This is a genomic window from Paenibacillus sp. HB172176 (genome assembly GCF_011947265.1).
Taxonomy (GTDB): Bacteria; Bacillota; Bacilli; order Paenibacillales; family Paenibacillaceae; genus Pristimantibacillus.
This window is the reverse complement of sequence record NZ_JAATHD010000022.1, coordinates 47,214-70,700: the sequence shown is the minus strand read 5'-3', so window position 1 is coordinate 70,700 and position 23,487 is coordinate 47,214. Positions and strand designations below refer to the sequence as shown.

The window sequence follows — 23,487 nt, the reverse complement described above, 5'->3', positions numbered from 1 at the left end:
GCAATCCGCAGCATTTCGGCAGAGGGGAGAAAATATGATCATTAAAGTGCTGGGCTCTGCCGCGGGAGGCGGGTTTCCGCAATGGAATTGCGCATGCCCAAACTGCCGGCGGGCAAGAACCGGCGATGGGTCCGTGCGCAGCAGAAAGAATGATTCGCTTGCGATTAGTCCCGACGGCATCCGCTGGGCTTTGCTGAACGCCGGCCCGGATATTTGTCATCAATTGGAAGCGGAGTCCTCCCTTCATCCCGGGCCTTCCTTGCGAAGCTCTCCGATTGAGGCTGTGCTGCTGACCGATGCGGAATTGGATCACACGACCGGACTTCTTCAGCTCAGACAGGGATCGGCTTTGGACGTTTACGGTCCCCCTCCTGTTCTCGGAGCGCTATCGGACGGCTTCCCGATCCGACGGATCGTCGAACCCTTCGCGAGCTACAGATGGATAGAGCTGATTGCAGGGGATTCTTTTCCTCTTTTTGGGGGAAGATTAGAGGTAAGGCCCTTTCATCTCGGGAACAGTCCCCCGCTTTATGTCCGATCAAGCCTTTCGAATCTTACGGCGGGAGAATCCCCGTCTTGGGTTTTGGGTTACCGTATTACGGATGAGACGACGCAGGGCGTCGTCGTTTACGCCCCTGGAATTGAAACCTGGTCGCAGACGCTGGAGAAGCAATTGGAAGAGGCGGATTGCATATTCCTGGACGGCACCTTCTGGCATAGCGAAGAGCTTTGCTCGCTAGGAGTGTCCGAACGAAATGCTCTCGATATGGGCCATCTTCCCGTTGCGGGAACGGCAGGAAGCGCAAGCCAACTTGCGAAATTCCCTGCGCGGCGAAAGGTCTATATTCATATCAATAACACGAATCCGATGCTGGTCGAGAATTCGGTCGAAAGACGAAGCTTGACCGCGCAAGGCATCGAAGTCGGGTTTGACGGAATGGAAATGGAGGTTTGAAGTTGGAATCGTATTTGCTGTCGAATGAACAGTTCACGCTGCGTCTCAAGCAAGTTGGAGAGGAGCGTTATCACGACAAGCATCCCTATCATATCGCCATGCATGAAGGAAAGCTTGCTCCCTCGCAGGTTCGGGCCTGGATTGCCAATCGCTTTTACTATCAGAAGAACATCCCGGTCAAAGACGCGCTAATTCTGTCAAAGCTGCCATCTCGGGAGGATCGCCGGGAATGGATTCAGCGGATTATCGATCACGACGGACGCGAAGGCGCCGAAGGCGGCATCGAGGCTTGGATTCGTCTCGGCGAAGCGGCCGGCATCCCGCGAGAGGAAATGCTGGATGAGCGCCATGTTCTTCCGGCCGTTCGCTTTGCCGTAGACGCTTATGTGAATTTCTGCAGGCTGGAGCCATGGCCCATTGCCGTCGCCTCCTCCTTGACCGAGCTGTTCGCGCCTTCTCTCGTCTCCAAGAGAATTGGCGTATTTGAGCAGTTGTATCCGTGGATCCGCCCCGAAGGACTTGCCTACTTCCAGACGCGGCTTCATCAGGCTCCGCGCGATGCGGATCATGGACTCAGCATCGTGTTGCGTGAATGCAGAGACCGCAGAGAGCAGGAGCAGGCGATTGCGGCGCTGTGTTTCAAATGCAATGTTCTTTGGGCCTTATTGGACGCATTATCCTTGGCCTATCCCGGCGGAGATACTGAGCGATGAGCCGATGGGCGCTGTCCGAACGTCCGAGACTGCGAAGTCCAGGTCGCATGAAGTACGACACAGCCCGTCAAACGGAGCTTCTGCTGCTGCCGGAGCGGATTGTCGAGCTTAACGAAGCGGCTGGAGCGATATTGCGGCATTGCAATGGTCAGCGGACGATTGCTCAAATCATAGAGGAGCTTCAACAGCAGTACGGTCAACGGGGTCTTGAGGAGGATATTATGGCGTTTTTCTCTGAAGCTGCCGAGAGAGGGTGGTTGGAGGTATGACCGCAAGCTTGCCTTATGCATTGACCGCGGAGCTCACGCATCGTTGTCCGCTTCATTGCCCCTACTGCTCTAATCCAATCGAGCTTCAGAAGAAAGAGAGCGAGCTGCCGACTGACGTTTGGCTGAGGATATTGAAGCAGGCAAGCGAGCTTGGGGTTGCGCAGGTGCATTTCACGGGTGGAGAACCGCTGCTTCGTCCGGATCTGGAACGGCTCGTTCGCCATGCAAGAGAGTTGGACCTCTATGTGAATCTCATTACCAGCGGCGTCGGTTTGACGAAAAAACGAGCCGTGCAGCTCTCGACAGCCGGCTTAGACAGCATTCAGCTTAGCGTTCAGGCTGCATCTGCCGAGCTTGCGGATACGATTGCAGGCATCAAGGCTCATGAATTGAAAAGACAAGCAGCCCACATCATACATGACAGCGGTCTAGCGCTAAATATGAACGTTGTGCTCCACCGGGCAAACCTTCATCAAATCGAGGAAATTATTGAATTATGCCACTCTTGGGGCGCGAAGAGGCTGGAGCTCGCCAATTCGCAATATTACGGCTGGGCGCTTCGCAATGTTCAACAGCTACTTCCTGGAAGAGAACAGCTACGAACAGCCGAGGAGGCCTTCATTCGGGCGAGCGAGCGGCTGGGTCATCACATGGAATTATTATGGATTGTTCCTGATTATTACGAGGATTTCCCCAAGCCCTGCATGGGCGGATGGGGCAAGCTTTCTCTTACGGTCGCACCTGACGGACGGGTGCTGCCTTGCACGGCTTCATCGGAAATCAAGAGCTTGACCTTCGAGAATGCGCTTGAGCGAGATTTGGCCTGGATATGGCATGAATCCCCGTCCTTTAATGCTTTTCGGGGCTTTGAATGGATGTCGGAGCCTTGCAGAAGCTGCGAGAGGCGCGAGCTGGATTACGGCGGATGCCGCTGTCAAGCGTTTCTGCTGACAGGCGACGCGCAAGCAGCGGATCCTGTATGCACGCGTTCGCCCTTGCACGACGTAATCTCCGAGAAGGTCGGCAGAATCAACAGCGGCGAGCGAGAAGCTTCTGATTATGCCTATCGCGGCAAATAAATCTGAATGTACATAATGATCTGGCTTCCAGCGCCGCCGTTGGCGAATCGATATTAGTGTGGCGTTGCCTCAATTCTAGGATCATGCTCTTTCCCTTGCACAAAATCGACCGGAAGCTCGTCCCCCGCCTTCAACACCTTATCCCGCTCGACGAACTTTGTTAGTAGCGTCTCGAAAAACAATGGCCCTTTCTCCCAAGCATCCTTGGGCACCGTCAGTACGAAGCGGCCGGCTTCATCGGGTATTGTCAAGGAATAAGGCGTTCCTGCCGGTACATCGAGTCCGGCCATCAGGCCCGAATAGGTCGCTCCCTTCGAAGTTGTACAAATCAGCATGGGAGGCTTGTCTTCAATAATGGAGCCCGCCCGCGGCAGCCGGATTCGAATATTTACGCTTGTATGCCTTGGAAGGATCAACACCTTGCCCGCCGGCAGCGCGTATTGACGCGTTCCTGCGATTACGGTAAGGTTCGTGTCCTCCTCCTCAGGCCAATAATACATCTCGTAATTGCCGAACTCGTCGGTAGGCGTCGACTTGGCGAAGCCCTCGCCTTGGTCGCGATCGATCCATACGATAGCGTTCTTCACCGGTTTGCCGTCGGCATCCTCGACGCTGCCCGCAATTCGGTACTTGTCTGCCCTGAAATAAGAAATTCGGTCTTCAGATTCGCTCATTATTCGAGCATGCACCTTGACTCTGCTCCCATCCGAAAGCAAAGGCTCAACTTTGGTTACCTCAATCGGATGGTACACGCTTATTGCATCAGAAACCGCCAGAAGCAACTCCGCCGCTTCCTCCGTTACCGGTTCGCCGTCAATTCTCGCTTCGTCTAATGATGCGACTCGAACGGGTTTGCGGGTGATCAGACTGCGGTCGACGATGAGCTCGAAAACGCCTTCCTTGTCCGTTAGGATGCTCTTCCCTGCAGGTTCGGTTACAAGGAGCGCATTCGCGACGGGATGCTCTTCATAACTCAGCTTGCCCTTTATCGCCATCAAATGAGAGCCGTCATTACGCCACGCTTTGACAGTAAGCGTGGTTTGTTCAAGCTCGATATGCGCAGCGTTTGCTTCTTTCTGAGCATTTGCCCGATACCCGGAATTCGTCCATAGCATCGCAGCTAGCACAGCAAATGCTGCCCAGAGCATGATGCGTTTGCCTTTGTTCGTTCTTATCATGAAAGAAATCTCCTTTAATCTCCTTTAATGGAATCGGCCAAGATGAAACGACGAATTCGCGTTTCACCTTGGCCTTCTCCGTTATGAGTGTGCACCGCCCGTTTCGGCTTCGCCTTCCGCCCCCTGCGTCTTGTCGCCGCCAAGACCGAAAACATGTACCTTCGGCTTCGATCCCCCCGTGGTGAAGACCATATATTCCTTGCCGTCGACGGTGAACAACGACGGAGCAGCCTGAACATTATCGCCAGATGTCTGGAAGGTCCAGATCACCTTGCCCGCCTTAATGTCAAGCGCATTGATCTTGCCGTCCAGCTCGCCGAAGAAGGCAAGACCCGAATCCGTGCTCGTCAATCCGCCGCGCTGCGCATCCGTTGTTTTGATCTGATAGGCCTGCTCTCCCGTATCTACGTTAATCGCGGTTACCGTACCATATCCCTTCACGTCAGGCACCGCTTCATACATGGTGCCAAAAGCAGCCGCTCCTGGAAAATCCGGCGTTGCCGCTTCATCTTCCGATTTTGCCGATTTGTAGAGCGAGGGCTCTTCGATACCGGGAATCAACACATAATTGGTCGCGGGATCGTACGACTCCGGCGCATAGTTTTCCCCGCCGAGAACGCCGGGATAACTGATCGTCCCTTCGGGCGTCGGTTCTTTGCTTTCGATCTTGGCGAACGGTACGCCATTCCAGACATCATCGCCCGTAGCCGCATCCCAGGCGAACCATAATCCGGACTTGCCGCCTTGCACGACAAGCTTCTTCTGTTCGCCTTTCACCTTGGCGTTAATAAGCATCGGCGATGCCGCCGCATCGTAATCCCGCATGTCATGGCTGATTTCCTGCTTGGCCCAGACAAGCTTCCCGGTTAAAGCGTTAACAGCGACGACCGAATCGGTATGCGGATTGTCTCCAGGGCGATTATCGCCGAAGAAATCCGGAGCAGGATTGCCCGTCGCGAAGTACATGATGTCGGTTTCTTCGTCGATCGCAACAGGATCCCATACGGCTCCGCCGCCTTGAAACTTGCTGTTCGCAAGCCAATCCTGGCCCTTCGGCGGCACGGTCCAGAACGGCGAATCCCATGCAGGCGTCAAATCACTGGCTTTGAAAGAGGCAACAAACCCTCGAACGCCGTTGTCGCTGCCGCTGCTGCCGATATATACATTGCCTTTGTAATATTGCGGAGCGGTCGTCTCATAGTACCCGTTCTCGATTGTGACACCGTCAATATAGTCGGAAAGCTTGATCATCTTCACAAGTTCGCCCGTCTTCTGATCCAGAGCGATTAGCGAATTATCGACTGCGAGCGTGAACACTTTGCCTTCGCCTACCGCTACGCCGCGATTGGAGATGATCCCCGCTTTTGAGAAGCCCGCGGCTTGCTCGGCCGACGGCTTCCAATGCCAAATGGTACTTCCGGTCATTGCATCCATCGCAAACACCTGATTGCCCGCCGTCGTCAAGTAGATGACGCCGTCGATGACTACGGGATAAGACTGATTCCCGTTCTTGACATCAGCGTCGAGCGTTTTCAGATCCGCAGACCAGATGACGCCAAGATCATTCACGTTATCGGCCGTAATCTCTTTGAAGGGAACATGACGATTATTCGTGAGCGTGTATCCGTAGGAACCCCAGTTCTCAAAGGAACTTCCGCTCGTTGAAGGCGGATTGGAAGCTGTCTCGCCGGCATTCGGCGAAGGAGTGGCATTATTGTTATTATTGGCGTTATTACTGGAACAAGCGCTGAGGATGACCAGCACAGCCAGCGCTGCTGCGATTTTTGCTTGCGTTTTTTTCATAATCGTAACCTCCAAGATGAGTGGGTATGCGGATTCATCAGCAGAAGAAGGCTGCTTGCCTTCTTCGTTGTTTATGGTATTTCCAAATTCGCGCAAATTATGTCAAGGAATTTCGGCAGGGGCAATAATATGATTCGAAGCATAGGAGAAAAAGCAGGAACAACGAAAACCCTTTCGTCTCCTCCCTGTGAGGAAGTGAAAGGGTCATCGTCAAAGCTTGCTTCCAGTAGGTTTGCTATTCAACACATGTCTTCGAGTATGCTATTAAACGCAATATTCGCTTGGAGCTTGCGTTCCGCTCCGTTTAGAACGCATTCTTGACATCCAAGCCTTCGATCGTCTCCGCCTCCATCTCCTTCTCTTTCTTATGCTGCGCGTCATACAGCTTTCCAAGCTTCCAGCCAATCCCGATATTCACAACCGCCATCGCCGCGAACAAGACAACATCGCCCCATGGCTCGGGAAGCAAGAGATCGGCCAAGAGCCAACCGCCGGTCATCGAAACGCCCATCAATGCGCCTTTCATAGGCGATTTCATGGATACTTTAGCCATTCGCACATCCTCCTTTCGCCCAACCCGAATAAAATCTTGCTTTTCAATAATGATTGTATGCCTTGGACAAGGGCGATTATGCCGTGCATAACTTCACATCGAATCGCGAATAATAATTGAAATGAAATGAATTGGAGGGGCAAAACATGCTAAGAAAAAAAATATTCGTTTATGTATGCTGCGCGTTGTCATTAATGGTCGTCTTGAGCGCATGCGGCAACAATAATAATAACAACAAAAACGGCAACAATACGACGAACACCGCCACTAACCAGCCGTCGCCGGAAGCAAGCGCGCCTGCAGCGGGAGGAGAGACGAAGGAAATTACGGTAGATGCCAAAAACTTCGAATTCACGCCGAATGATATTCAGCTCCATGTGGGAGACACGGTGAAATTAACTTTGAATAATACCGTCGGCAATCATGGACTTGAAATCCCGGATCTGAATGTTAACCTAACGAACGGTCAAACAGCAACATTCACCGTCGATAAAGCAGGAACTTACGATTTCAACTGCTCCATCCAATGCGGCGCCGGACATGATAATATGACCGGAACGATTACCGTTTCATAAGGTTTTGTAAAAGCAAAGAGACTGCCTGTCGGCAGTCTCTTCGACTTTATCGGCTTTGCGAGCAAGCTTAATTACTTTAAAACATTATTACGTCTTCCGCATATAAGCGCGAACCGTTATTGGAGCGAAGACGGCGACAATGACGACAGCGCCGAGAAGCGCGATTACAAGATCAGAGCCAGCCGTTCCGTTATTGGCCAGATCTCTGACGGCCGTCACGAGATGCGAAATCGGATTAATCTTAACGAACCATTGCAGCCAATTCGGCATCGTGTCTACAGGCACGAAAGCGTTCGACAGGAAGGTAAGCGGGAACAGAATCAGCATGGATATGCCCTGCACGCTCGAAGCCGTTCGAGCGATGACGCCGAAGAAAGCGAATATCCAGCTGATCGACCAGGCGCAGAAAATAACGAGCAGCGCAGCGAGGGCGACATGCTCCAGACCGCCGTCTGGACGATAACCCATAATATAGCCCATGGAGAAGGTAAGCACCGTCGCAATGGTGTACCGGATCGTATCGGCCAGCAAGGCTCCGGCAAGCGGAGCGATGCGAGCGATGGGCAGCGACTTGAAGCGGTCGAACACGCCTTTGTCCATATCCTCCCGCAGTTGCGTGCCGGTCACGATGGAGGTCGTAATGACGGTCTGCACGAGAATGCCCGGAATGATGACGGGCAGATAACTGGCGACATCACCCGAAATCGCTCCGCCGAATATATACGTGAACATCAATGTGAAAATAATCGGCTGAAGCGTCACATCGAACAACTGCTCCGGCGTTCGCTTAATTTTCAGAAGGCCCCGGTATGCCATTGTGAGAGAGTTTTTTATCGTTTGTTTAATGCTTGTGCGATTTTTCAATTGACGATCAAAGCCCGGTTTGATCGATGAAACAGTCGATTGATTCGTACTCATGCTCTTGCCGCCTCCTTCAGGCTCGAATTCTGATATTCCTTGCTCATGTCGTCCTCTACGCCTTTCCCCGTAATCGTCAAGAACACTTCGTCAAGCGTCGGCTTCTGCACGCTCATCTCCGACAAACGGATTCCCTTCTCGCGAAGCGCAATCAACAGATCGGTTACCAGATCGGCGTCGGCCATGGGAGCTGTAATCGTGCCCGCTTCCGGAGAAACGCTCGATTTGATGCCGAGCACCTTCTCGACAATTTGCCGAGTTTCTTGAATGAATGACGAATCCGCGACTTTCATATGCAGCGAGGAGGTTCCGACCGAAGCTTTCAGATCGTCGCCCGTTCCTTCCGCAACGACCTTGCCGCGATCGATAACCGCGATTCGATCCGCCAATTGATCGGCTTCGTCGAGATATTGCGTGGTCAGCAGAACCGTCGATCCCGTTCTGACCAGCCTTCTGATGGTGTCCCACATTTGCGCGCGCGTTCTCGGATCAAGTCCCGTCGTCGGTTCATCCAGGAAAATGAGCGGCGGCTGCGCGATCAAGCTTGCAGCAAGATCCAATCTGCGTCGCATGCCTCCAGAGAAATTCTTCAGCGGACGCTTGGCCGCTTCCGTTAACCCGAATTCCTCAAGCAAATCCCATGCTTTCTTCTTGGCCTCCGCCCTGCCCAGTCCAAGAAGTCTCGAGAAGATAACCAAATTTTCCAATGCGCTGAGCGATTCGTCGACCGATGCGTACTGTCCGGTTACTCCGATCAACTGACGAACAATCTGGGATTCCTTCACCACATCATGTCCAAAGATTCGTGCCGAGCCCGCGTCAGGGCGCAACAGCGTCGCGAGCATGCTGATGGTTGTCGTCTTCCCCGCTCCGTTCGGACCCAGCACCCCATAGATCGATCCTGCCTTCACTTTCAAATCAACGCCGTCAACCGCCCGGTTCTCGCCGAACACCTTGACGAGCCCCTGCGCTTCGATGGCAAACTGTCCGTTGCCGCCGCTAAATACGTTCTTGTTCCCATATTCCATTTGCATGTCCTCCTGCCAATTGAGTGGTTTATATTGAGATCATAACGTCCTTGTGTAAACGGAATTTAAACGACGAGAAAAAACTCGAGCAGCGTTGCGCTTTCCATATAATTGATAATTCGACGTAATTCCTTTGCCTGCTCGTTGCTAATCTCACCGTTTTGGTACAACCGGAGAATTTCCGCGCGCTCCACATCCATGACCACGATTCGAAGCTCCTCCTTTTGAGCCTCGACAGTGGCGTTGAATGCGGCGGGCCCTCTTAAACGACTAATCGTTTGTTTATATTCCAGAATGACGGAATAGATGACGCCAGATTCTTCATGCCCGCCCGCATCGGCTTCGAGCTGCTCCAACGCCGCAACGGACGCTCTTAACCATATGTCTCTGCCCGCCTTTCGTTGAACCATGCGATTCTTGCCGCGATTGCGACGCTTGCCCGTAGATCGCTTCCAGTCGCTCCATACGTTTCGAACGATGAAGCCGAAGCGGGACCTTGCTTTATGCAGCAATGCCTCTTCGCGCAGTTCGAACGATCTCATGAAGATCTCGAACAGCTCTTCGTCCATTTCTCCCCGGTCCATGGCATCCACGATGTATTTTTTCTCCGATTTCAGAGCCCTTAATCGAACTTCCATTACCTCGTTGACAAAATCATTGTCGACCTTTTGCTTCGGATTCATCTCATGGTGAATTTGCTTGAAGGATTCCTTCAACTCGTCCATTAATTGATAGGCCGCCGTTTCGTTCTCCGGAGTCGTCTCCAATCGCAGCTTCCTCATCGCCGCGAGCAACAGCTTGCTCCTGGCTTCTTGCGTGTCCAAATAAGCGGACGGACTTCCTTCCGACATTTCTCCTCTGCTGATGAGCGGAAGAAATACGGTTGCGGCGAGTAACGTGAACAGAATTACGCCCGCCGCCAGGAACAGGATGAGGGAACGCTCGGGAAACGCGTCTCCGCTTTGAATCAGAAACGGAATGGACAATACCCCGGCCATCGTCAATGCCCCCCTAACGCCGGTCAAGCTAACCAATAAGGTCATCTTGATTGTAGGCGGGGCAAAATCGTCTTCGCGTTTCATCCGATATTCATAATAGGCGAACAAGTAGGACCAAATGAACCGAATGACCAATATGGCCGTCCCTAACGCGAGTACATAACCGATGGCAGTCGCATTGTGAATGGTCGGATTTTCGACGGTGGAAGCTACTGAAGGCGGTATAATCAGGCCAAGCAGCAGAAACACGGCGCCGTTCAGGACAAACGAAACCGTGGTCCAAATATTTTCCGTCAGCACCTGCTCCTCCGCCTGCATCGGCTCCGCTTTCTCGCGAAGCAAAGAGTGTACGACGCCTCCTACCACAACAGCAATAACGCCGGAAGCGTGAAGCAGCTCTTCGGCTACAATGAACATCAGAAACGGCGTCAGCAGCTGCAGCAGAGCATGCAGCGTAACATCGCTGATGCCCTTCTTGCGCAAGCTGTATCGCAGCCATGTCATCAGCAAACTGAGCACAACGCCAAGAACGGCGCCAGCGATAAACATATACGCAAAGTCAATAATCGCGTGATGCAAGGAAAAATAGCCGGTCACAACCGCAGCTACCGCATAATTGAATGCGACAAGGCCGGAGGCGTCATTGATCAACGATTCTCCGCGCACCAAATTCAATACCTTCTGGGGAAGATGAACGCGCTTCGCGATTCCGTTCACCGCAACCGGATCTGTAGGCGACAAAATGGCGGCTAACGCAAAGGAGGCGGCAAGCGGAATGTCGGGAATCATCCAATGGATGAAATAGCCGCCGCCAATTGTCGTCAACAAGACGAGCACGATGGCATTCCCGAAAATCGGAGCGCGCAGCTTCCACAGCTCATCTCTCGGGAAATATCTGCCGTCATTGTAAAGGAGCGGAGCGACAAAGAGAAGCAAGAACCACTCCGCTTCAATCTCGAGATGAAATTCCTTGAATAGAAGCGCGATGCTGACGCCAAAAGCGATCTGAATCAACGCGGTCGGCAGGAAGGTTATGTAGTAGCTGATAATATTCGAGATCGCCAAGCACACAAGCAATAAAATAATCGTCATCAATAATTCCATATCGCTAATCCTCCATCGTAAGTCCTTCCAAGATGATATACCCTTGGATTCGATTTTTCATTCAAGCTGCAGCCGCCGAAACGAAAAAACCTAACCTGAATTCCAGAAATGGAATCAATGGTTAGGCTCTCGACTCTCGATACCATGCGGGGAGTTACGCTTACGCCATCTTAACCAAGCTGTACTTCTTCTTGCCTTTGCGAATAATGATGAAGCGTTCGCCGATGGCATGGCTTGCGTCGATTACAAGCTCCAGAGATCCCACTTTCTCGCCGTTCATCGATATCGCGCCGTTGTTGATATCCTCGCGCGCTTGACGCTTGGAAGGCTCGATGCCGAGCTCGACCAACCAATCCACGATATTCTTCGGCTCCTTCGAAGACGTGAACGTCGGCATTTCCTTAAAGCCTTGCTCGATTTCTTCAGCCGACAGCGATCGTATATCCCCGCTGAACAATGCGGCCGTAATGCGCTTGGCTTGCTGAAGCAGGTCTTCGCCGTGAACGAATCGCGTCATCTCCTCGGCCAGCGTGATTTGCGCTTCGCGCTTATGCGGCTCTGTCTCGACCTTCTCGGCCAGCGCCTCAATCTGTTCCTTGGACAGGAATGTGAAGTACTTTAGATATTTCACCACATCCCGATCATCCGTGTTTGCCCAGAACTGGTAGAACTCGTACGGCGTCGTTTTGTTCCCGTCGAGCCATATCGCGCCGCCCGCCGACTTGCCGAATTTCGTACCGTCCGCCTTCAGCATTAACGGAATGGTCAGACCGAACGCGACGGCCTCGGAGCCTTCCTTCTTCCGAATAAGATCAAGTCCGCTCGTAATATTGCCCCATTGATCCGAGCCGCCGATTTGCAGCTGCACATCCTCATGCTGATAGAGATGCAGGAAATCGAGCGATTGCAGAATCTGGTACGAAAACTCCGTGAACGAGATGCCGTCTTCAAGCCTGCTCGCCACCACATCCTTCGCCAGCATCGTATTCAGATTGAAATTTTTGCCGTAATCCCGAAGAAATTCAATGATATTGATCTTATGCGTCCAGTCGTAGTTGTTCACCATGCGGATTTCATTGTCGCCTTCCGTGACGAACAGCTTTCTGAGTTGCGAGGTCAGCGCATCCACGTTCGCTTGAATTTCCTCCAACGTCTGCAGAGTGCGCTCCGAGCTGCGTCCGCTTGGGTCGCCAATCGTGCCTGTAGCGCCGCCGATCAGAATGACGGGACGATGTCCAGCAAGCTGGAATCGCTTCAATACCATAAACGGAATCAAATGCCCGATATGCATGCTGTCGCCGGTTGGATCCACGCCGCAATAGAGCGAGACCGCCTTCCCGTCCGTTAGCTTCCGCAGTCCCTCTTCGTCGGTTTGTTGATTAATGGCGTCGCGCCATGCCAGCTCGTCAATAATGTTCATGCCCATCAAGCTCCTTCTTCTATGAAAATAAAAAACAAAAATCGCCCCTTGTCAAAGATTGACATAGGGACGATTGAATAACCGTGTTACCACCCAACTTGCGCAAACGATTCTGCTTCGATCGATCATGACCAGGAAGCCGAACGTGTTTCCACCGCTTTCGGCGAAGTATCGATCGCCATTCCGCCCGGCATTACCCGGGATACTGCTGAGTGTAATTCGCGAAACTTGGTGTGTGCCGGGTTTCATCTCCCCCCGGCTTTCTGGAACAGGGACCAAGCTGCTACTGATCTCATATAAGCGTATATCGCATATTAGATTATTGACAGTATAGGGAATTCCGATATCCCTGTCAACTGTGAAAATTCCAAGCTATTGAAAATGTCCGACCGTCTCTATTCCACTTTGAATTTCATTAGGGATTCCTTCAAGCCTTTCGATACGGCATCGAGCTTGTCCGACAGACGGACCAAGCCGTTGCTTATGCTTAATTGCTCCGAGCTCAGCGATGCAACCTCCTCTGAGGTTGCCGAGGATTGTTCCGCGACCGCGCTGACGCTCGTCATTGCGTCGGACAGAACGGCTTGCGATTGATTGAGGCCGCCGATCGCTTCCGTCGCCAGTCCAAGCTTGTCGACGAACTGCCCCATTTGCATTTGAACCTTCAAGAAAATTTCGTTTGCGTCCTTTACCGATACGATCTGCTCCTGGAACAGAGGATAAGCATCGGACAGCACCTTCACCGTTTCTTCAATCTCGCCTTGAATTTTCTCGGTAATTTGACCAACCACGTCGATGGACTGTCTGGATTGATCGGCCAGCTTTCGAATTTCATCCGCAACGACCATAAAGCCCTTGCCGGCGGCTCCCGCCCTCGCGGCCTCGATCGTTGCGTTAAGCGATAAGATATTCGTTTGCTTGGTCAGATTGTCCAACACATCGAGTATTTTTACAATAGAGCCCGTGCTTTCCTTTAACGCATCCACCTTGGCCACCATAGAGCGGGTCATGTCTTCGGTTATTCCCGTTTTCTCCGTCAGTATTCCCATATAAGCCGTGCCTTGCCGACTGGCCTTCTCCACTTCGGTCGCCGACTCTGACATTTGTTCGTTCGCGTCCATCACTTGCTTCATCTGCCGATTGATATGATTGGTTAGATCGCTGCCCTTTTCCGCCTCGACAGCCAGACTTGTCGCGCCATTCGCAATTTCCTCCGTGGCAACGGCAATCTCTTTCGCGGCGATTGAGGTTTTGTTCGATGCATCGGTTAAATCCGCAGCTGTCAGCAGCACTTCGTCGGCTGAACGGGTTGTCTGCTTCGCAAGCGACGTAATTTGCGACATCATCTCGTTGAAGCTGTCGGCCAACTGCCCGATTTCATCTTGACGCTTACGAATGGTGGATCTTACTGTCAAATTTCCATTCGCTCCTTCCACCATCAAATTTCGCAGCTTGACTAATGGATTAGCGATCGTGGCGATCACCATATAACCGATAATAATAGCAATAATCATGGCAAACAGAACCATGACCCACGTCAAGGTTTGAATGACTTTGGCATCTTGATACAAGTTGGCAACCGGAATGGTGCCAACCAGCCTCCAATCCGAGGATTCAAGCTTCTGATAGGCGGCTAGAAATTTATGGCCGTCTTTATCCGTCAACTTCGGTTGTCCGAATTCCGCTTGTTTGCCCTCGGAGGGCAGAGTCACGTTGAAAGCAGCGCCGATTCGGGGAAGATCCTTGGCCATGACAACGTTGCCTTCGGAGTCAACTAGCGTTAATTGACTGCCTTCTCCAAGCTGCACATCGTCGTATCGCGCGAAGAACGCGTCGACATTCATATCCATCAACAGCGTATAACCATGATCCTCCGAAATAAAGCCGGTAAGCAACCTGCCAAGCCCAAACGTGTCGGCCGAGCCTGAGGACAGCAGACCCTCAGCTTCGGGAGCAATCCAAACCGACTTTCCGCTCGCTTCCAGCGTCTTGTTGTACCAGGCCTTCTCCTGTACAGCGTCTGCATTCAGATCGACATTTATGGTTCCTGCCGAAATAACCTCATCAGCCGGATTCGACGGAATTAGCGCAATGCCCTTTATTTTATCGTTGGTCATTAAATAATTATTCAATCTTTCGATAATATCGCGTGTGATCAAAAAGTTGTCCTGATTATTCTGCAGCTTATTGATGGCGGTTCGAATATCTGTATCTACAATAATTTGGAGCGATAAATCATCAAAGGTTTGAAGCACGACATTCATATTGTTCGCTACTTGTCTGACCGTTTGATAGCTTGCCTCCGAAACATTGTTCACTACGATTTTCTTGGCCTGTGCATAAGCGGTAAGTCCTACAATCAAGACACAAGATAAAATGCTGATAAAAATAATCCAAAAAAGTTTCATACCGACGGATTTTACGGGATTTGAAAGCCGTATCGACTTTAATCCCTCTAGCTTGTTTTGTTTTGAAGTAGGCACGTTCCAGTCTCCTTGTCTATGTCTATTGGCTAACGCATACGCTAGTTATCGGTCGAGCCGAGTCAATAAATAAGAGCAAAAAAAAATGAAAACGGTTCACTTTTGGTGAACCGTTTTCATTATTAAATCTGAGCCTTTAACAGGATCTTATTCGCTTCATAGGCGAACGATTTTACTGCTTCGATGCCTCATACAGCTTGTTGATTTCCGCCACATAATCATCGCCGCCGCTAGTGCGCCACAGCGCAATTGCCTTGTCGAGACCCGCGTCGTCGATCTGGCCGACAATATATTGTATGCGCGCGTCCGCGATAATATTGTCAAGCTGCTGGCCTTTCTGGGCGTAGACTTCCGAGATCAGCGGCTCTGCCGGATTCGCGACAACGATCTCTTCGTTCGCCGTCTGCACTTCGGTAATCTTCTTGTTGATTTCCGTCATCTCAAGCGTAGGCGTAACCGGGCCGATGAATGTCAGCATTTGATTCAAGCTTTCCAGCTCTTTCTTAAGACCCGCTTGCTGGCTCATGTCAACCGGCTTGATATAGTCGCCGACCATCTCATAATGTCTGCCTTCGATGCCATAGCCAAGAAGCATCTGCATCTCAACATCGCTGAGCTGATCGATGAACTGCAGCACGCGTTTCAATTCGTCCTCCGTCTTCACCGCCGATTTGGAGATGGCCAACACACCCGAATAACCGGATGTCGGCATGTCGCGATGTCCAACAGGTCCGACTGGCGCCTGGAACACATCGATATACGGCGTATCCCGCTTCGCTTTCTCCTGCATTTTTCCGTCGATTCGGCGGCTTGCGTCCGCTACGTCGACCAGCACGCCCGCCTGGCCGTTAATGATCGGATCATTCCATACCGCCGGATCCATAACCGCGAAATCCTCGTTGACCAAGCCTTCCTCATACAGCTTGCGGAAAAACTTCAGCGCATCCTTGTACTCCGGCGTCATATGCGTCGGAACGAGCTTGCCGTTCTCGTCCTCGCCCCATTTGTTCGGCGCTCCGAACCAGGTTTGCATAATATCCCATGGTCCAGCGTATTTCGTAACCACGATGCCGTAAGTATCATCCTTGCCGTTCTGATCGGGATCATCTTCTTTGAACGCTTTGAGCAGATTGTAGAATTCATCAATCGTCTTCGGCTCGCCGAGACCGACATTCTCCATCCAGTCCTTATTAATGGACACGCCCATGCGGCCCAGCGTGCGCGCGCGATATATGCCGTAAATCTTGCCGTCGATGGAGGAGTTGTTCAGAATAATCGGATTGGCTTGACTGAGATTCGGATAATCCTGCAGATACGGTCCAAGCTCCCAGAAAGCGCCCGATCGCGCCGCATTGATAAAGCTTGCCGCATTGCGGTCCACTTCCATAATGTCCGGCAATTGTCCGGATGCGAGCGTGATGTTCATCTTGTCCGGGTAGGAGCTGTTCGGTACAAACTGCATCTCGATCTTCGTATTCGTATAATCTTCCAATTGCTTGATAACGGGACTGTCGTTGCCCGGCAGTTCCGTGCTGAACGCGGGCACCATGATGCTGAGATCCAACGGCTGCTCCGCCTTGGCCGTCGCCTCCGTATTGTTGCCCGTCTTGCCCGCATTTGTGCTGCTTGGCGTTTCTGCCCCGTTGTTGTTGCCCGAATTGCCTCCCGAGCAGGCGGCAAGCGTACCCGCCAACAACAGCATGGAAGCTGCGGAAAGACCTTTCTTTTTCCATAGGGTTGCATTGTCCATATTGGGAAAACCTCCTTTGTATTGGTAAAACGTACAAGACGTAAATCCGCGGTACAGAAGCTCCTTAACCTTTGATCGATCCGAGCAGCACGCCTTTCGCGAAATGCTTCTGTAAGAACGGATACACGAACAAAATCGGCAGCGTGCCCACGACGATGACCGCCATCTTCACCGCCTGATCCGGCGGCGTGACGAAATTCGGATCCATGGTGCTGAGATCGCCGACGGCAAGCTGAGACAGCATAACGATTTCTCTTAGCATAACCTGCAGCGGCCATTTCGTATGGTCGTTCAGATACAGCAAGGATGAGAAGAAGTTGTTCCAGTGTCCAACGGCATAGAATAAACCGAAAGTAGCGATAACGGGTTTGGACAGCGGCAGCACGATTCGCCATAACACGCCGAGATCCGTGCAGCCGTCAATTCGCGCCGATTCCTCAAGACCCGCCGGGAGCTGTTGGAAAAAATTTCGTATGACGATGAGATTGAATGCACTGATCGCCCCCGGCAGAATGACAGCCCCATAGCTGTTAATGAGTCCGAGCTCCTTCACCACGAGATAAGCGGGAATCATGCCGCCGCTGAACAGCATGGAGAAGATGATCATATTCATAAATAAATTGCGGCCCATAAGCTCTTTGCGGGACAGAGCGTAAGCCATCGTCAGCGTAAACGCCAGATTGGTCATCGTTCCGACGACGGTAATGAAGATGGAGATGCCCATGCTTCGGAAGATCGTATCCGAAGAGAAAATATACTGATACGCGTTGTTGGAAAAATGCCTCGGGATAAGAAAGAAGCTTCTCTCGGCCAGTTCCGCCTCCGTCGCGAACGAACCCGCGATGATATAGACGAACGGCAGCGCCGTAATGAGCGCGAACAGGGCCAAGAACAAATAATTAGCTCCGTCGAATATCCGTTCCCCGAGCGTATCGTGTTTGGTCGACATCTTCAAACCTCCTCGCGAGTAAATAATAGTGCCAGCTAATGGTTATCATCTCATCTAGTAGAGACCCTCTTGGCCGAAGCGCTTAGCCAGCCAGTTGCTCCCATAGATGAGAACGATGCCGACAAGAGACTTGAACAATCCGATCGCCGTGCTGTAGCTGAATGCTCCCTGCGTAATCCCGACGAAATAGACATAAGTGTCGAACACGTCGGCAACCGTTCGATTGAGCGAATTGGTCATGAGGAAGATTTGCTCGAAGCCGTTGTCGAGAAAGTTGCCAAGACGCAGGATAAGCAAGATGACGATGACCGAGCTCATCGCGGGAAGGGTAACATTCCACAGCCGCTGGAATCGACTGGCCCCGTCGACGATCGCGGCCTCGTATTGCTCAACATCGACCGATGCCAGTGCAGCGAGAAAGATAATGGTTCCCCAGCCTGTTTCCTTCCATATAATCTGCAGAATAATAAGCGGACGGAACCAGTTCGGATCGGACAGAAAATTAATTTTCTCGCCCCAAAGCTGGAAAACAATTTCGTTAATTACGCCTCCCTGGGTCGTCAGAAACACATAGGACATGCTTGCCACGATGACCATCGAGATAAAATGAGGAACATACACTAATGTCTGAATGAATCTCTTGAACACCGCCACGCGAACCTCGTTCAGCAGCAGAGCCGCGACGATTGGCGCCGGGAAGAAAAAAACGAGATCATACACCGCCAGAATAAAGGTGTTCTTCAGCAATCGCATAAAATCCGGATTTTGAAAGAAGGTTTGAAAATGATCAAATCCCACCCATTCGCTCTTCATGACGCCCAAAAACGGTTGATAATTTTGGAAGGCGATAATGACGCCCCACATCGGTAAATATTTGAAAACGAGAAAATAAAGAAGCCCGGGCAGAAGCAAGACGTACAACCACCGATCTCTCTTCAGTCTGGCCCATCTCGTTCCTGTTCGGTGCATGGCTTTATTCGCCAGCGGAGTATGATCTGCCTTGTTATCCGCAATCGTTTCCATTACTACCACCTCCTTTTTCTCCCTATCATGGCTCATTCTTGTTTGCAGCCCGACTCTCATTCGAAGTATCTCTTGAAAACGTTTACCGCTTCAATTCTAATTTTTTGCATTGAAAAAAGCCTTGAATATCAAGGCTTTTCCACACTATGGTACTCTTTAGGCAGATGTTCATTATTTTGCCGCACCTCCCGCTTCGCGGTATTCGCTTGGCGTCGTGCCGACAAGCTTCTTGAAAATGCGATTGAAGTAGCGCTGCTGATAGCCCACTTGCTCCGCTACGTCATTAATTCTGAGATTCGTGGTCAATAAGAGCTCCTTCGCGTTGCCAATGCGCAATTCGGTCAAGTAATCGATAAAGTTTACGCCGGTCACGCTCTTGAACAGTTTGCTGAGCGCATAGGAGCTCATCCCAACATGATCCCCGCAGCTCTCCAGGGAGATATCGTTCCCGTAATGCTCATGAATGTAAACGATTGTACGATCGATAACCTGCTTCTGCTGCACGCCCGCTCTCGTCTCCCGCTCCAGCAAATAAGGAGCGATAATATAGTTTTTCATCCACCGCAGAAGCTTGTCCGAGTCGCGAATGCGCGACAGCTCCTCGAATGCGTTCATGCAGCCAAACAGCTTGGAGGGATTGACCCCGGCCTCCAGCATCATATGCTGCAAGCTCGCAAGAAGCTGCAGCATGCCTTGCTGCACATGAACCTCCAGCCCGTCGCCTGCGAGCAATTCATCCATGAAGGCATGGAGCAGGCGATCTATGGACGAAGCGTCTCCGCAGCGCATCGCTTGTATTATCTCCAGCTCTGTTTGGAACGGATATTGAACCTCCGGAAGCAGCTCTCTCTCATCCAATGCATCCAACATCAGAATTTGATTCTGATTCACGAACTGCCTGAAGCTCGAAGCTCTCTCCAGCTCCATGAAGGTGGCGGTCAATCGCTTCACTTCATCAAGAGGCTTGCTGATCGTAATCGCCGCTTGCAGCTTGAGCAATTTGTTGATGGCTGAGGTAATGTCTTCGGCAAGCTCGCGCATCCGCGGCATGTTAGAGCCTTCAATCGCTTGCCCTCTATCCGGCAGAATGACGAACAGGCCTAGGGCCAAATTATGAAAGTTCATGACATGAAATTGCTCAAAACGTTCTTCCGCCAGCTCCTCCGCAATATTCGAAGCCGCAAAGGTGAACAGACTTTCATCATTCTCCGTTACTTCGCCCGCATGGCCGTCTAATCCGGTTAAGCGAATATGCATGAATCCGAATCGGTGTCCGCCAGTCTGCCAGCCGTATCTCGCCATTCGCTCCCTCAATTCACGCTCCGAGTAAGAAAGCAAATGTCCATACAATAATTGCAGCAGAAAGCCGTTTCTCAGCATGGGCTGCTGATCGCTCAGCTTTGCTTGAAGTTCTGAGCTTTCGGCCGCCGTGTCCTGCCATAAAGCTTCGATATACTGAAATTCATCCATTCGCTTATGGCCGGCCAGCGAGCCTGGATTCAGCTTCCTCAGCAAGCGCTCCATAGGGTCGTACATGCGTCTGGACGCCAACCAGGACAGAATAAGCCCGATTACAAGACTTGCCAGCGAGATCGCTACGATCAATTTGGACAATGCCAGAACGGGAGATGTGATGGCGTTCATCGGAGAAGCCGAAACATACGTCCATTCTTTATCGAGGCGCGACAGCTTGCCGTACGAGACCGAATACATGACGCCCCCTCGCCCCAGACGAAACGCTCCTTCTTCTGCCGAACTTCCCGCCAGGCGGCTCTTCAGTTCGTCAACCAGCTCCGACGCCGCCGGGTCATCAGATAGAATCGTCTCTCCGCCGGCGTTCAACAAGAAGGTAAGACCTTCATTGTAAGGCGTCATCGTTTTCAGAAGATTGACGAGCTTCTCTCTGTTCAGCGTCACTACAAGCGCTCCGAACGGCTGACTGCTGTCGCCGGGCACTTTATGAACGAGCGTAAGCGGCGTCTCTGCCGTGCTGATGACCACATCCTCCACGGAATCCTCCTGCGCTTCCGCTTCGTCGAGATGCTCAAGCCAATAGACGCTTCGCTTGTCCTGAAGAAGCTGCTGATAATGCGTAAGCATGGCGGGATCATAGACTCTGTAATGCTCCGTCTTGAACACAACCGGCTCCTCGCGGTTAATATACAGCTCCACGTCTTGGATGAGCGGATGCGAACCTTGCATGACGAGCAAGGACTTGCTAATGTCCCTCGCCTCCTGGAATTGATAGACGAAGTCCATATCCTTCAAGCTGTATCCGAATCTCGGACTGAACGCCCAATGAGACAAATCCATCTCGAGATAAGAGAGCTGATCGTCGATATTCTGAACGCGTTCCTTCATTTGGCTCTGATGCAATTCGCTTAGATCATCCTCCATATGTCCAACACCGAACCAATAGAGGCACAGACCGGTTATCATGCCTGGTATTGCCGCGGTCAACAACAGCCATATGAATGATTTCCGATAGAAAACACCCCTCCTTCCGATTTCGCTCCTCGCTTTCATTCGTTTCATCAGCCCCAGCGCAATCACCTCCACAATGTATCTGTCCGGATGATAGAATCAACAATATCATGATTTGTATGCGTTTTCAAAACATAGATACATCCATTATAGTTGTATCGCTCCGCTAACCATCCACAATAAACAGTGTTTTTTGTTCAAATAACAGTGTTCGTCATTTTCTCTCTGTACTGTCTTGGCGTGCAGCCGTTGAAACGCTTGAACAGCTCATAGAAATGGGCCATATTCTCGAAGCCTACCGAAATCGCGATATCGCTAATGTTCCGATCCGTAATAGCCAATCTTCGCTTTGCCCGGTCCATTCGTTTGCGATTAACGAACTCGGTGAAGGAATAGCCTGTTTTCAATTTGAAATATTTCGAGAAATAGACGTAGCTCATTCCCGCCATTTCGCTAATCTCAGCCATATCTAACCGCTCTCCAAGATGCTCCTCAATATAATGAAAAACTCCGCTTAGAACGCCCATTTCCTTCTCGCCGTAGGATGAGATGATACCCTCCGAATCGTACCGGTATAACGCAAGGAGAAATTGCTTCATGGACATGCTGACGGCAAGCTCATAGCCCTTCCTTTGCTCCATAATCTCCTGGTGAATGCGCAGCACGGCATCGCCGATCTCTCTCCTGGCATCAAGATTGTCATGCAGGATTCGGTTAAGCTCATCCAGCGGATGAAGTCGCTCCATGAAGGCGTTCATATAATGCATCGTCGCCGAATCGAAGTAGGGCTCCAGGTCGACATGCAGGACGATGTATTCCACAGGCTGCCCTTCGCGTTCCATCGGTCGATGAAGCTGATTCGATCCGATGAGCAACACCTCTCCCGGGTGAAGGAAATAGGTCCGGCTCGGCAGGCTGATCTCATGCACGCCTTCCAGAATAAGCAGGCATTCAACCTCCTTATGATAATGCCAGCGCTTATGTTTGCTGTCCTCCTTGCCACGATGATTGAATTTCCATACCTTTAGCCGAAGCTGTTCATTCTGATGGTAGATCGGCTCTTTGAATATTTCCATTGCATCGCCTCCTTCAATCAGATATCTCCCATTATATTCGCGAATATTGAATATGGATAGTTTTTGATTAAATGATCGCATTTACTGCCATCCTCATTCGCTCTACTATTAGATTCATAACGATTAATGTATGAGCTAAGGAGTGAATCGAAAATGAAAGTGGCCGTTCTTGGCTGTGGAGGACTCGGGGGCGTCCATGCCGCCGCCTATGCAGCAATGGATGAAGTGGAATTAACGGGATTATGCGATAGTAATCGAGAAACTGCGGAAGCTCTCTCGCGAAAAACCGGCGCGCCGGCTTTCGAATCGTTCGAGCAGATGCTGGAGGAAATTGAATGCGAAGCGGTCAGCATCGCCCTCCCTTCTTTTCTGCACAAGGAATTCACCCTGCTCGCCGCGAAAGCAAGAAAACATATTATTTGCGAGAAGCCCATCGCTCTGACGCTTGAAGATGCTTCCGAAATGATCGCCTGCTGCGAAGAGCATGGCGTGAAATTGTTCATCGGGCATGTTGTTCGCTTCTTCCCCGATTACGTCGACCTGAAGCAAGCCATAGATAATGGCGCAATCGGCAATCCAGCCGTTGCCCATGCCAGCCGAATCGGCGGTCATCCGGGCAGATGGTACACGGACGCCTCGAGAAGCGGCGGCATCATCGTCGATCTCATGATTCATGATCTGGATTTCCTGCGCTGGAGTCTGGGCAAGGTGAGCTCCGTCTATGCTCTGCATTCCGCCAACGCCGAGCAGGAGTATTCGCTGGTCACGCTTCGATTCGCAAGCGGCGCCGTCGCAAACGTTGAAGGACATTGGGGATATCCGGGTCCCTTCCAGACAAAAGCTGAAATTGCCGGAGACGGAGGCGTTATTCGAGCGGACAGCATGAAGAGCAGCTCGATCGTCATTCACAAGAAAGACTCCGATACTGGCAAGACTGCAGCGGTTCTGGGCAGCCCGGCCTATCGCAATCCATACGAGTTGCAGTTGAAGCATTTCCTTGACTGCATTCGGGACGGCAGCGAACCGATTGTGTCAGCTATAGACGCTCGTAAGGCGCTAGAGCTTGCTCTAGCCGCCGACGAGAGCGCGCGCACCGGCAAAGTTGTCTATTTGAAGGAGGAGATGTAGG

At 51.5% G+C, this 23,487-nt stretch carries 19 protein-coding genes; 6 read left to right on the top strand and 13 right to left on the bottom strand.

Annotated elements, in window-relative coordinates:
* Window positions 1-34: 34 nt before the first annotated feature.
* Genes pqqB through pqqE form a run of 4 tightly spaced genes read left to right on the top strand, consistent with a single transcriptional unit; the run spans window position 35 to window position 3,016 of the window.
* Complete coding sequence (gene pqqB, locus HFP08_RS22540; protein WP_168122880.1) at window positions 35-955, top strand: pyrroloquinoline quinone biosynthesis protein PqqB; 921 nt, start codon at window positions 35-37, stop codon at window positions 953-955.
* A gap of 2 nt (window positions 956-957) precedes the next feature.
* The gene (gene pqqC / locus HFP08_RS22535) at window positions 958-1,668 is read left to right on the top strand and encodes a pyrroloquinoline-quinone synthase PqqC (protein ID WP_240941754.1); all 711 of its coding nucleotides are present in this window, start codon (window positions 958-960) and stop codon (window positions 1,666-1,668) included.
* Entirely contained in the window at window positions 1,665-1,937 is a 273-nt protein-coding gene (pqqD, locus tag HFP08_RS22530) for a pyrroloquinoline quinone biosynthesis peptide chaperone PqqD (protein WP_168122879.1), read from the top strand. The genes pqqC and pqqD overlap by 4 nt, the downstream gene beginning before the upstream one ends.
* Window positions 1,934-3,016, top strand: a complete 1,083-nt coding sequence (gene pqqE, locus HFP08_RS22525; RefSeq protein ID WP_168122878.1) for a pyrroloquinoline quinone biosynthesis protein PqqE — start codon at window positions 1,934-1,936, stop codon at window positions 3,014-3,016. Before pqqD ends, pqqE begins: the two co-directional genes overlap by 4 nt.
* Window positions 3,017-3,069: 53 nt before the next feature.
* On the opposite strand, the gene HFP08_RS22520 is transcribed toward pqqE, so the two are convergent.
* The 3 genes from HFP08_RS22520 to HFP08_RS22510 form a co-directional block, all read right to left on the bottom strand.
* Window positions 3,070-4,194, bottom strand: coding sequence for a carboxypeptidase-like regulatory domain-containing protein (locus HFP08_RS22520; RefSeq protein ID WP_168122877.1), 1,125 nt, complete (start codon window positions 4,192-4,194; stop codon window positions 3,070-3,072).
* 81 nt (window positions 4,195-4,275) lie between these two features.
* On the bottom strand, window positions 4,276-5,997 hold the full coding sequence (locus HFP08_RS22515) for a pyrroloquinoline quinone-dependent dehydrogenase (protein ID WP_168122876.1): 1,722 nt from the start codon (window positions 5,995-5,997) through the stop codon (window positions 4,276-4,278).
* Window positions 5,998-6,301: 304 nt separating this feature from the next.
* The gene (locus tag HFP08_RS22510) at window positions 6,302-6,550 is read right to left on the bottom strand and encodes a hypothetical protein (RefSeq protein ID WP_168122875.1); all 249 of its coding nucleotides are present in this window, start codon (window positions 6,548-6,550) and stop codon (window positions 6,302-6,304) included.
* Between the two features lie 146 nt (window positions 6,551-6,696).
* On the opposite strand from HFP08_RS22510, the gene HFP08_RS22505 reads away from it, so the two are divergent.
* On the top strand, window positions 6,697-7,125 hold the full coding sequence (locus HFP08_RS22505) for a cupredoxin domain-containing protein (RefSeq protein WP_168122874.1): 429 nt from the start codon (window positions 6,697-6,699) through the stop codon (window positions 7,123-7,125).
* 87 nt (window positions 7,126-7,212) lie between these two features.
* Here HFP08_RS22505 and HFP08_RS22500 read toward each other — a convergent pair whose 3' ends face one another.
* From HFP08_RS22500 to HFP08_RS22455, 10 genes are all read right to left on the bottom strand, one after another.
* Window positions 7,213-8,043, bottom strand: a complete 831-nt coding sequence (locus HFP08_RS22500) for an ABC transporter permease (RefSeq protein ID WP_168122873.1) — start codon at window positions 8,041-8,043, stop codon at window positions 7,213-7,215.
* Window positions 8,040-9,071, bottom strand: a complete 1,032-nt coding sequence (locus HFP08_RS22495; protein ID WP_168122872.1) for an ATP-binding cassette domain-containing protein — start codon at window positions 9,069-9,071, stop codon at window positions 8,040-8,042. The genes HFP08_RS22500 and HFP08_RS22495 overlap by 4 nt, the downstream gene beginning before the upstream one ends.
* Before the next feature lie 65 nt (window positions 9,072-9,136).
* Window positions 9,137-11,173: a Na+/H+ antiporter gene (locus HFP08_RS22490; RefSeq protein WP_168122871.1), complete on the bottom strand. Its 2,037-nt coding sequence runs from the start codon at window positions 11,171-11,173 to the stop codon at window positions 9,137-9,139.
* Between the two features lie 160 nt (window positions 11,174-11,333).
* Entirely contained in the window at window positions 11,334-12,593 is a 1,260-nt protein-coding gene (gene tyrS / locus HFP08_RS22485; RefSeq protein WP_168122870.1) for a tyrosine--tRNA ligase, read from the bottom strand.
* Between the two features lie 395 nt (window positions 12,594-12,988).
* On the bottom strand, window positions 12,989-14,956 hold the full coding sequence (locus tag HFP08_RS22480; protein ID WP_240941753.1) for a methyl-accepting chemotaxis protein: 1,968 nt from the start codon (window positions 14,954-14,956) through the stop codon (window positions 12,989-12,991).
* 292 nt (window positions 14,957-15,248) lie between these two features.
* On the bottom strand, window positions 15,249-16,826 hold the full coding sequence (locus tag HFP08_RS22475) for an extracellular solute-binding protein (RefSeq protein WP_168122868.1): 1,578 nt from the start codon (window positions 16,824-16,826) through the stop codon (window positions 15,249-15,251).
* A 64-nt stretch (window positions 16,827-16,890) separates the two neighbouring features.
* On the bottom strand, window positions 16,891-17,775 hold the full coding sequence (locus HFP08_RS22470; RefSeq protein ID WP_168122867.1) for a carbohydrate ABC transporter permease: 885 nt from the start codon (window positions 17,773-17,775) through the stop codon (window positions 16,891-16,893).
* Between the two features lie 54 nt (window positions 17,776-17,829).
* Entirely contained in the window at window positions 17,830-18,798 is a 969-nt protein-coding gene (locus tag HFP08_RS22465) for an ABC transporter permease subunit (RefSeq protein WP_168122866.1), read from the bottom strand.
* Window positions 18,799-18,969: 171 nt separating this feature from the next.
* Complete coding sequence (locus tag HFP08_RS22460; protein WP_206109304.1) at window positions 18,970-21,324, bottom strand: AraC family transcriptional regulator; 2,355 nt, start codon at window positions 21,322-21,324, stop codon at window positions 18,970-18,972.
* Between the two features lie 155 nt (window positions 21,325-21,479).
* The gene (locus tag HFP08_RS22455) at window positions 21,480-22,358 is read right to left on the bottom strand and encodes an AraC family transcriptional regulator (protein WP_168122864.1); all 879 of its coding nucleotides are present in this window, start codon (window positions 22,356-22,358) and stop codon (window positions 21,480-21,482) included.
* Between the two features lie 153 nt (window positions 22,359-22,511).
* Between HFP08_RS22455 and HFP08_RS22450 the strand changes: the two genes are divergently transcribed.
* Entirely contained in the window at window positions 22,512-23,486 is a 975-nt protein-coding gene (locus HFP08_RS22450) for a Gfo/Idh/MocA family protein (RefSeq protein WP_168122863.1), read from the top strand.
* Window position 23,487: the final 1 nt, after the last annotated feature.

What these genes read in the sequence shown, in the direction of transcription:
- pqqB (WP_168122880.1), top strand. Translation starts at nt 35, where the DNA reads ATGATCATTAAAGTGCTGGGCTCTGCCGCGGGAGGCGGGTTTCCGCAA.
- pqqD (WP_168122879.1), top strand. Translation starts at nt 1,665, where the DNA reads ATGAGCCGATGGGCGCTGTCCGAACGTCCGAGACTGCGAAGTCCAGGT.
- pqqE (WP_168122878.1), top strand. Translation starts at nt 1,934, where the DNA reads ATGACCGCAAGCTTGCCTTATGCATTGACCGCGGAGCTCACGCATCGT.
- HFP08_RS22520 (WP_168122877.1), bottom strand. Translation starts at nt 4,194, where the DNA reads ATGATAAGAACGAACAAAGGCAAACGCATCATGCTCTGGGCAGCATTT.
- HFP08_RS22515 (WP_168122876.1), bottom strand. Translation starts at nt 5,997, where the DNA reads ATGAAAAAAACGCAAGCAAAAATCGCAGCAGCGCTGGCTGTGCTGGTC.
- HFP08_RS22510 (WP_168122875.1), bottom strand. Translation starts at nt 6,550, where the DNA reads ATGGCTAAAGTATCCATGAAATCGCCTATGAAAGGCGCATTGATGGGC.
- HFP08_RS22505 (WP_168122874.1), top strand. Translation starts at nt 6,697, where the DNA reads ATGCTAAGAAAAAAAATATTCGTTTATGTATGCTGCGCGTTGTCATTA.
- HFP08_RS22500 (WP_168122873.1), bottom strand. Translation starts at nt 8,043, where the DNA reads ATGAGTACGAATCAATCGACTGTTTCATCGATCAAACCGGGCTTTGAT.
- HFP08_RS22495 (WP_168122872.1), bottom strand. Translation starts at nt 9,071, where the DNA reads ATGGAATATGGGAACAAGAACGTATTTAGCGGCGGCAACGGACAGTTT.
- HFP08_RS22490 (WP_168122871.1), bottom strand. Translation starts at nt 11,173, where the DNA reads ATGGAATTATTGATGACGATTATTTTATTGCTTGTGTGCTTGGCGATC.
- tyrS (WP_168122870.1), bottom strand. Translation starts at nt 12,593, where the DNA reads ATGAACATTATTGACGAGCTGGCATGGCGCGACGCCATTAATCAACAA.
- HFP08_RS22475 (WP_168122868.1), bottom strand. Translation starts at nt 16,826, where the DNA reads ATGGACAATGCAACCCTATGGAAAAAGAAAGGTCTTTCCGCAGCTTCC.
- HFP08_RS22470 (WP_168122867.1), bottom strand. Translation starts at nt 17,775, where the DNA reads ATGTCGACCAAACACGATACGCTCGGGGAACGGATATTCGACGGAGCT.
- HFP08_RS22465 (WP_168122866.1), bottom strand. Translation starts at nt 18,798, where the DNA reads ATGGAAACGATTGCGGATAACAAGGCAGATCATACTCCGCTGGCGAAT.
- HFP08_RS22460 (WP_206109304.1), bottom strand. Translation starts at nt 21,324, where the DNA reads ATGAAAGCGAGGAGCGAAATCGGAAGGAGGGGTGTTTTCTATCGGAAA.
- HFP08_RS22455 (WP_168122864.1), bottom strand. Translation starts at nt 22,358, where the DNA reads ATGGAAATATTCAAAGAGCCGATCTACCATCAGAATGAACAGCTTCGG.
- HFP08_RS22450 (WP_168122863.1), top strand. Translation starts at nt 22,512, where the DNA reads ATGAAAGTGGCCGTTCTTGGCTGTGGAGGACTCGGGGGCGTCCATGCC.